The organism is Acinetobacter sp. 12966 (assembly GCF_031196995.1).
GTDB classification, from domain to species: Bacteria; Pseudomonadota; Gammaproteobacteria; order Pseudomonadales; family Moraxellaceae; genus Acinetobacter; species Acinetobacter geminorum.
The window spans coordinates 1-272 of record NZ_JAVIMC010000079.1; the positions used below are offsets into that span (position 1 = coordinate 1).

The window sequence follows — 272 nt, forward strand, 5'->3', positions numbered from 1 at the left end:
ATCTGAATGATGCCAAGAAAGACCTTGGTATCCAGATTACTGATACCAACACCAAGTTAAATACCACTAAAGATCAGTTAACAACTCAGATTAACGACACTAAAACTGAGTTAAACAACACGATTGGTAATACGAAAACTGAACTAAATACCAAAATTGACAACACCAAGACAGAGCTTGAAAACAAAGGCTTGAACTTTGCTGGTAACAGCGGTGCAGATGTACATCGTAAACTTGGTGACAAGCTTAATATTGTAGGTGGTGCAGCTGCG

General features: G+C 38.6%; 1 protein-coding gene. It reads left to right on the forward strand.

The genetic code is table 11. The features are described 5' to 3' along the window. Positions 1 to 272 (forward strand): hypothetical protein (locus RFW85_RS12430; RefSeq protein ID WP_309171577.1); only part of this gene is annotated, 272 nt, incomplete at both ends.